Raw genomic sequence first — 8,579 nt, forward strand, 5'->3', positions numbered from 1 at the left:
CAACGATTCCCGCCGACGCCCTCACGTCGGCGGGAATGGTTGCATCCGAGCGCTCACCGCTTCATGCTCAGCCCAGGCAGATCGTCCCGGACGCGTCCGGGCCGCCGGCGATCCGGTCGACGATGCCGTCCTCGACATTGATTGCGAGTTGACCGCCCGGAAGCGTCACAAGATATCCGGGCCGTGCGAACGGTCCGCCCGCCGCGAGCGGAGTCGCATCCGGGTAGGCCGCGGTCACCTTGCTCTCCGGGTCACCGAGCGTGATGCCCTTTTGCGTCATGACCGTGGGTCCGGTCGGGCTGTTACCCGAGGCCTCGACGCAGGTGATCGGGTCTCCTCGCACGGCGAGACTGTTGTTCTGGCCGCTGAGCTCGGGACCGCGCTGACCGTCGCCCTTGTTCTCGAAGGTCAGTCCGGTTGCCGCGTCGGCCTGCTCGATGGTCATGCCGACCTTCACCACGCCGAGCGACGTCGGGGTGATGGTCAGGGTGCCCCCGGTCCAGGAGCCGGAGTTCTGCGCAGCCGAGCTGGTCGGCGTCGAGGCACCGGTCGTGGGCGTGCCGGTCACGTACTCGCCGGTGCACATGTTGAGGTAGTGCGTGGGATCGAAGGACTCACCGTGCTGCGGGAAGTACCACTCCAGGTTCTGATACATCAGTTGCCCGTCGCAGGTGCCGAGGTTGAACGCGACCACCTGGGTCTGTTCGGGGAACAGATCGGCCTCGATCTTCGTCGGGTCCGGCCATGCCGCCGTTCCGACGGCATGCGCCTCCGGGCCACCCCATGACGACCAGACCACGTTGTCGACCTCACCGAGAACGCCGGCGCCTCCGTTGTAGATCTTCGCCGGCTTGATCTGGCCGTACCCTTCTTGGTTCGGCCCCCACACCTTGCCCAGCGTCGCGTTCAACGCCAACGACGGCGTAGCACTCGTAGACCCCTCGGCCGCCATCGTCGTCGCGCCGGAGTGCTCACTCGTGGCGGAACCGTTGACCGACGAGCACGCCGCCGTCGCGGTGAGCAGTGCCGCGCAGACAAGGGTGGGTAGTAATCGACGTGATCGCATCGCTGGGGCTCCTCGGACGCTGGAGATGAGGCTCGGAGCGTAGCAATCCCGATCGCATCAGGCCTCAAATCAGGCTGGTGCACTTCGGTTTTCGACCGTTCGGACGATAGTCATATCGGCACATTCACCCTATTCACGACAAAGCGGAGAGCCGACCCCGCCCACCGTGTGGCAGCCGGCATCGCAAACGCACTTTGTCATACCCCTGCCGTAGCGTGACGGCAGATGAGAGGTCCGGCCTCTCGGGTGAAGGGAGATTCGATGCGCACCAACGATTTCGACTCGTCGATCGAGGATGCTTGGCGGGAGTTCCGGGACCGTCTGGCCGACGTGTTCAGGCGCCTCTCCGACGGAGAGAACAGCCGGCTTCAGGTGAACGGCAGCACGCCCGAACACCCGGCCGGGCGATTGACCATCACCGTCACCGGCGCCCATCGGGTTCGGATCACGGTGAACGCCGATGACCTCGACGGTTCCCTCGACCGTCGCCTGCTGCAGGTCGAGCAACTCCGCACGCTCGGCTGGCGACGACTGCGCAACGGCAGCTACATCATTGAGGGCAGTCGGGCGCGTGCCGACGACCTCGCCGCGGTCACCGTCGACACCGTTCGGCAGGTGTGGGAGGCGATCCATCCGTCCTTCCTCGCCGCCCCGTTCCTGCCGCGTTCACCGGAACCCGAGGCCACGCTGCGAGTGGGCACGGCACCGCACGACGCCGATCATCTGCGATCGCTGATTCACACGATGCTCGAGACGGCCGCGGGGCGCACCATCGACCTCGACGAGGACGGCGACCTCCCGCTGCCGACGCGGCCGTACCCGTCCTGGTTGCGGGTGTGCGAGGCCGTGCCGTGCATCGAGGTGTTCACGGTGATCACCGACAAGGTGATCGATCCGGCGCACGCCGCGACGGTGATCGCCGCGCAACCCACCGACCATGCGGCGATTCGGCTCCTGCTGCGCGGACGGACTGTCGTCGCCCAACGCATCATCGATGCCGCGGTCTTCGTCCCGGAGAACATCAACACCGCCCTGAACGATTGGTTCACCTTCGTCGAATACGACGGGCCGCGCATCGCCCGGCTGGCGACCACCCGTGAAAAGCACATGCCGGCAACCGATTCTGACTCCGACGAGGAGGGCCCACTACCTGATGCCCTGCTCGCCATCCTGCACCTCGACCCCGACAACGCGACCCTGAGCGCCCACGAGGTTGCCGAGATCTGCGAGTACGACCGTTCTGAGGTGCTGCGGTGTATCCGGATCTGCGAGGAGCAGGAAGTGTCCTGGGACCGGTCGGCGGCCGAGGCGGACGGTACCGGTGCCACCGAGGAACGCGACGCATGCCGCCACGAGGCAAGATCATGGGCGGCCACATCCGCGAAACTGCGTGCGGCGTTACGCATCGTCGTCCTCCCGAGCGCGGGTCGCCGCAGGATCCGGCCGATCGCATGATGTCTCCATGCCATGCCCGGGAAGGTACCCAGGCCGACTGACCACAAACGTCCCCGTCAGCGGGTCTCGTCGGAATAGTCCGGTGAGAGTGCCTCACGGAGACGTTTGTGGGCATCGGGGCGGTGCACCCCGTGCTCGGCACTATGCCCGCGATGTCGGACTTCGGTTTACGCTCAACCCATGTCCCGGGTGCATCGACACGCTCGCCGCGAGACCGTGGACTCACTGCGACGTGCCATTGGCGACGCGCTGAGCGATGCCTCACGCCAGGTGCCGAAGACTCTGGTCCTCACCGCCGGGCCCGGCGCCGGGAAGTCCTACACACTGGCGAACCTACGCGCCGAGATCGGCGCGACCACGCGCACGACCTGCGCCGACGATCTGTCCTGGCGCCAACCGTTCGCTGTCGCCGCCACTCTGATCGGGGCGGAATTACCGGTCCCGGTCCCCGACGGCTACGAGGACCATCTTTACGACCTGGTCGATGCACTGTGCGCCGCAGGGCCGGTGGCATTGTTTGTCGACGATGCCCACCACGCCGACGCCGCATCGCTGGGATTGCTCGCCCGCCTGTCGGCCGCGTCCCGAGACCTTCCCCTGGTCCTGGTGATCGGACGCCGGCCGCTGCCTGAGCGTGACCTGCTCACCCGCCTCCTGGCGCGACCGACGGTCCACGAGTGGCACCTTCCGCCGATGACGGACACCGCGATTGCCGACCTGTGCCAGAACGTCCTCGGTGCGCGACCCGACCGCGGTCTGGCCGCGGCATTATCGTCTGCCGGCGGTAACCCGATGCACGCGATCTCGCTCCTGCGCACGCTGCAGCAGTCGGGTGCCCTCGACATCACCGACGGGCGGGCGCGCCTCCTCGGCGACACCACCGCCGACCTCACCTCGGGTAGCCGCGACACCGTCGCCGAACACCTCGCCCTCCTCGACCCGCGGGCCCGTGACCTCACCCAGAAGCTCGCGGTGTGGGGCGGGCCCGCCACGCTACTCAATCTCGCCGCCATCGACGACACGTCACCGGCCGGGCTGGTCGGACCCGCCCAGTCAGCTGCCGATGCCGGCATCATCCGCGTCGACGACGACGGAACCGTGGCATTCACCCATGACCTGTATGCCGAGGTCACCTACGACCATCTCGCGCCGGCGTTCCGGACCGTGCTTCACGACGCCATCGCCGCACTTCCCCAGACCAGCAGCGACCTGCAGACCCAGGCACACCACCGAATGGCCTCCGGCAGCGATCCCGCAGCCACCCTCGACGCGGTTCGGCGCGCCGAGTCTGCACTGACGACCACACCGGCCGTGGCCGTCGACCTTCTCGATTCCCTGGCCCGCCAGTCTGACGCCGACACCACCGTGACGCCGGGTGTGCACTTGTCACTGGCGGTGGCTCTCGCACGGACCGGACAACTCGCTCGCGCATGCGAGGTGGCCACCGAAGGTCTACCGATGAGCGCCGACATCGACGAGATCGCCGCCCTGCACCGGGTCCTGATGTTCGCACTCATCGGGCGGGGCGACACCGCACAGGCTCTTGACCTCATCGACACAACGCTGGCCCTGCCGATCGAAGCCGACACCACCGACATGCTCACCGACCTGCGCAGCTACGTCGTTCTGCTACAGGGCGATTCAGCGGTACCCACGTTGCCCTTCTTCGATGTGTCCGCGGAGCCGGATCGTTCGATCCAGGGATTGGTCGGGGAGTCACTGCGACTATTTCTCAGCGGTCGCCTCGACGAGGCACTGACATTGGCGTTGCGTGCATCGGATCGTCAGGGTCAGGAGATCACCAACGGCGCGTTGGCCACCTCGTCGGCCGACATCTGGCCACCGCTGATCGAGCTCTACGCCCGCGGACCCGCCGCCGCTGCCGAACTCTTCACCGGCATGACCAGACTGCGTGACGGACGCGGCACCGACTGGATGACCGCCTATCACGAATTCACCAGAGGAGGCATCGAATACGGACTTGGACACCTTGACGACGCGGCTGCCGCGTGGGACTCCGGACTGGAACTCGCCGCGTCCGCAGACATGGGATGGACCTCGATGGCGCACGGCAGTCGCGTCATCGTCGACATCCTACGAGGGGAACTGGCGACCGCGGGCACCCGCCTCGATACGTGGACGTCGGCCGGTCTCCCCGATCAATTCGGGCTTCCGTTGGCCGACCGCGGCCGGGCGCTGCTCCTGGAAGCCCGCCGACGCCTCCGTCCGGCAGCGCAGAGCGCCGCAGACACATGGCACCGTGCCGTCGAATTGCGTGTTCACAGTTGGCTTCCGACGTTCGCGATCGACTGTGCCCGGATTGGTACCCGCGCGCAGGATCTCGACCTGATCGCCTCCGTCCGCGACGGGCTGGACTCGCTCGAGCACCCACCGTTGCACTATCCGGCGGCCCTTGTCGCCGTCGCAACCGCCCGGTGCCGCGCGTCGCTCGGGGACACCGATCTGCATACCGTCGTCGAGGTGGGGCGTGATGCTGCGACCGCCCTGCAGGACATCTCCGATCGCCTCTCGGCAGCCTGTGCCTGGGAGGAGTCCGCTTGTGCTGCAGCTGCTCTCGGGGACAAGCCGCTGGCCCGCGAACTGGCCCGCAATGCCATCGTGCTGAGTCAGAGCATGGGCGCGGTCAGCGTGTCGACGCGGATCGCGTCGAGGCTGCGGCCGCATGGTGTGCGACTGGACCCACGCACCATTCGCGACCGACCCACACACGGTTGGGACAGTCTGACACCCACCGAGACCGCCGTCGCCGAACTGGTCGCCTCCGGCCTGTCCGGCGCCGACATCGCCACCCAGATGTTCATCTCGCCCCGAACGGTGCAGACCCATGTGTCCCACGCACTGGCGAAACTCGGGTTGAGTACACGCATCGAGTTGGCAGCCTTCATCGCGGCACGCAACGCGGGGAGGGCGTGACTGGCAGAGAAATCTCTGCCGTGACGCAGATGTCTGCGTCATCGAGACCCCGCAGGCTGGAAGCACCACAACTTCCACCTCTGTCAAAGGCCTCCGATGAACCCGAAATCAATGATCCTGGGCCTGGCGCCCTGGTTCGTATTCTCCTTCGCCGCCGAACGCCTCGGCGCCGACCACGTCACCGTCGCAGCGTTCGCCGCATGTGCACTCGCCCTCGCCATGGCCGGCTGGGACGCCATCCAGGGCCGCAGTTGGAAGATCCTCGACGTCGCGGGCATCGTCCTGTTCGGGCTGATCGGCGTGATCGGGGTGATCGGCAATCACCATGTCGATGAGACGCTGGTGTACTTCGGGCGAGGTGGGTCCGCGTTCATCCTGGCCGCGGTGATGCTGGTGTCGGCCTACACGGTCCCGTTCACCGAGCAGTACGCACGCGAGTCCGTCGACCCGTCGCTGTGGCATTCGCCGATCTTTCGGCAGAAGAACCGCCAGCTCAGCCTGCTGTGGGCCGGCGCGATCTTCGCGATGGGCATCGCACACGTGATCGCGGGCCTGCTCGCCGCCGGTGCGTCCGTCCCGGGCAGCAATCCGGGAAACATCGTCCTGAACTGGGTCGTGCCAATCGCCTTGATCATCTTCGCGGCGAAGCGGACCCAGGCCATCGCCGACGCCCCGGTCCACACCCTCGATTCGCCCGGAACGCACGCCTGACCCGACCCGACATCGACATCGACGAATGACCAGAGCCATGACCATCGACCCACACCCCAGCCGTCCCGCGGCAGTGGATATCGCCCACCACAGTCACCTCACGGGGGTGTTCGCGCCCCAACGCAACGAGGTCAACGTCGCCGACCTCGCCGTCCACGGCGACCTGCCGCCCGATCTGCGGGGCAGTTACCTCCGCAACGGGCCGAACCCGCGGTTCGATCCGATCGGCTCGTATGTCTATCCGCTCGACGGCGACGGCATGGTGCATCGCATCAGCTTCGACGGCGGGCGGGTCGGGTACACCAACCGATTTGTCCGGACGCCGATGGTAACGGCGGAAGAGGCTGCCGGGCATGCCATCTGGTCGGGCATCACCGACGGGTACACCCCGTCCGCCAAGGAAGTCGGTCCCGACCTGGTGGGAACCTTCCGCCAATTGCCCGACATCAACATCGTCCGGCATTCGGGCCGGCTGATGGCGATGGCCGAATCCGATCATCCGTATCTGCTGGATCCGACGGATCTGTCGACGATCGGTCCCACCGACTGCGGCGGGGCTATGCTGGTGGGCAGCACCGCGCACCCGAAGACCGATCCGCGCACCGGTGAGCTGATCATATTCAACTACGCCCTCGAGGCCCCGTATCTGACGTGGTCGGTGATCGCCGCCGACGGTCAGGTCACCCGGACCCCGACACCCGTCGACGGGGTGACCGATCCGATGATGATCCACGATATGGCGTTGACGACACGCTACATCGTACTGTTTCTGTGCCCCTTGGTTTTTGACATCGAGATGATGCTGACGGGCGGTTCATTGCTGTCGTGGCGACCCGACGACGGCACCCGCATCGCACTCCTCCCCCGCGACGGTGGTCCCGTCCGGTGGGTGCACACCGACCCGTTTTGGGTGTGGCACTTCGCCAACGCCTTCGACAACCCGGACGGCACGATCACCGTCGACTACGTGGAGTGGACCTATCCGGGTGGCTTCGCCGACGTCGACCGGCCGGCGACGTCGACGCTCACCCGTGCCGTCATCGACCCCGGTGGCTCCATCGCGCGGAACGTTCTCAGCGACAACGTAATCGACATGGAGTTCCCACGCGTCGACGACCGGTTGCTGACGCTCGACCATCATCGGGTGGCGTCGGTGGCGCGCGGTCCGCACGACGACACCACGCGCGACAGCCTGTGGTTCCACGATCTCGCCGCGGAAACCGAAACGCATTGGAGCCCGGGCGTGGCGATCGGCGAACCGATCTTCTTACCCGGCGCGCACCACGACTACTGGGGAGCGATCGGCACCGACCCGGACAGCCTTCGCTCGAGCTTCTATCTTCTCGACGCCGACGCCCCCGCCGACGGACCGATCGCCACCATCGACCTGCCGATCCGGGTGCCGGCGGGACTGCACGGGGCGTGGCTGGCCGACGACGCAGACGCGAGCTGACAACGTCAGGGCAGAGGCTCGTGGTCCCCGCTCGGGCAGTCTCTGGACTCGAGCTGGGCGAGTTTCCACATCGCCCTCACCGCGTTGAGATCGACGTCCACAGCGGCCTCGGACCGGTCCTAATCAGGCCATGGCCGTGGGTGTCCGGTGGTTCCGCACACCTTGGCGCTCGATCCACGGGTCGCGATCCGCATGGTCGAGGTGGTCCAGGCGAAGGCTGCGGGATTGACCGCCGCCGTCGCGGCCACCAGATCGTGGCACGGGGCCGACCATCCGGAGCCCCGCCCCAGCGGGCGTCGACGCAAACCATAGGAGCGCGTCGCCGCGAACCCCCTATCTGGCCGGCTGTCATGTCCGTGCGGCGCAGGATGAATCGACGACTCACATCGAGCCCGACCCACCGTATGGAGAGATCCGACCGGATCACGGACGCAGTCGCTTGTGGGTCGTGCCGGGTGTTGGTGTCGCGGATCCGCGCGTCCATCGGTGATCGGCTGACGCCGACTCCGCCGGACACCACGATCTGCAGGCGACGCAACTGCTGTACGGCTGCCGTGCGAGTGAGCGCCGTCGCCAGGTTCGTCAACGGACCGATGCACAGGAGGACACCGCTCGGTTCCGACCGGGCGAACTCGATCATCACCTCGGACGGTTCGGGAGTCAACGTCGGCCGGTAGATCCGCTGCGCGACGGTCGTGGAGTCCCTGGCAGGTCCCCGATAACCGGTCCAGTCGGTGCTAGAGCCAGTTCCTTCTTACGTTTGGTCAGTCGATCTCGCAGCCCACGGGGTGATGCTGGTGGGTGCATCCGGCAGCGTACTCGGCCGGGGTCTGGTAGCCCAGTGCCGAATGCCGGTGTCGGTGGTTGAATCACCCCCGGTTTCGTGCCGCCTCGATGGTGGGCTGATCCTCGGGGTTGAGGCCAGCGTAGTGGGTGTGTTCGTACTCGTTGGGTGGGACC

6 protein-coding genes are annotated in these 8,579 nt (G+C 66.8%); 4 read left to right on the forward strand and 2 right to left on the reverse strand.

The annotated features are described in order from the left end of the window. Nucleotides 1–67 precede the first annotated feature (67 nt). Nucleotides 68–1,066: a hypothetical protein gene (locus ACWETB_RS21615; protein ID WP_452213561.1), complete on the reverse strand. Its 999-nt coding sequence runs from the start codon at nt 1,064–1,066 to the stop codon at nt 68–70. A gap of 261 nt (nt 1,067–1,327) precedes the next feature. Between ACWETB_RS21615 and ACWETB_RS21620 the strand changes: the two genes are divergently transcribed. The 4 genes from ACWETB_RS21620 (at nt 1,328) to ACWETB_RS21635 (ending at nt 7,619) form a co-directional block, all read left to right on the forward strand. Next, nucleotides 1,328–2,521 carry a TY-Chap domain-containing protein gene (locus ACWETB_RS21620; protein WP_452213563.1) on the forward strand — a complete coding sequence of 398 codons (1,194 nt, stop codon included), beginning with the start codon at nt 1,328–1,330 and terminating at the stop codon, nt 2,519–2,521. A 180-nt stretch (nt 2,522–2,701) separates the two neighbouring features. Then, entirely contained in the window at nt 2,702–5,455 is a 2,754-nt protein-coding gene (locus tag ACWETB_RS21625; RefSeq protein ID WP_452213565.1) for a LuxR C-terminal-related transcriptional regulator, read from the forward strand. A gap of 96 nt (nt 5,456–5,551) precedes the next feature. Continuing rightward, entirely contained in the window at nt 5,552–6,166 is a 615-nt protein-coding gene (locus ACWETB_RS21630; protein ID WP_452213567.1) for a hypothetical protein, read from the forward strand. A gap of 37 nt (nt 6,167–6,203) precedes the next feature. Further along, a complete protein-coding gene (locus tag ACWETB_RS21635; protein ID WP_452213569.1) occupies nt 6,204–7,619 on the forward strand; it encodes a carotenoid oxygenase family protein in 1,416 nt (471 codons plus the stop codon). A 76-nt stretch (nt 7,620–7,695) separates the two neighbouring features. Here the strand turns inward: ACWETB_RS21635 and ACWETB_RS21640 are convergent, their stop codons facing one another. After that, nucleotides 7,696–8,259 (reverse strand): nucleoside hydrolase, encoded by a 564-nt coding sequence (locus ACWETB_RS21640; RefSeq protein WP_452213571.1) that lies wholly within the window; start codon nt 8,257–8,259, stop codon nt 7,696–7,698. Nucleotides 8,260–8,579 lie beyond the last annotated feature (320 nt).

The organism is Gordonia sp. NPDC003950 (genome assembly GCF_053605205.1).

Coding starts and splice junctions, on each gene's coding strand:
- ACWETB_RS21615 (WP_452213561.1), bottom strand. CDS start 1,066: ATGCGATCACGTCGATTACTACCCACCCTTGTCTGCGCGGCACTGCTC.
- ACWETB_RS21620 (WP_452213563.1), top strand. CDS start 1,328: ATGCGCACCAACGATTTCGACTCGTCGATCGAGGATGCTTGGCGGGAG.
- ACWETB_RS21625 (WP_452213565.1), top strand. CDS start 2,702: ATGTCCCGGGTGCATCGACACGCTCGCCGCGAGACCGTGGACTCACTG.
- ACWETB_RS21630 (WP_452213567.1), top strand. CDS start 5,552: ATGAACCCGAAATCAATGATCCTGGGCCTGGCGCCCTGGTTCGTATTC.
- ACWETB_RS21635 (WP_452213569.1), top strand. CDS start 6,204: ATGACCATCGACCCACACCCCAGCCGTCCCGCGGCAGTGGATATCGCC.
- ACWETB_RS21640 (WP_452213571.1), bottom strand. CDS start 8,259: ATGATCGAGTTCGCCCGGTCGGAACCGAGCGGTGTCCTCCTGTGCATC.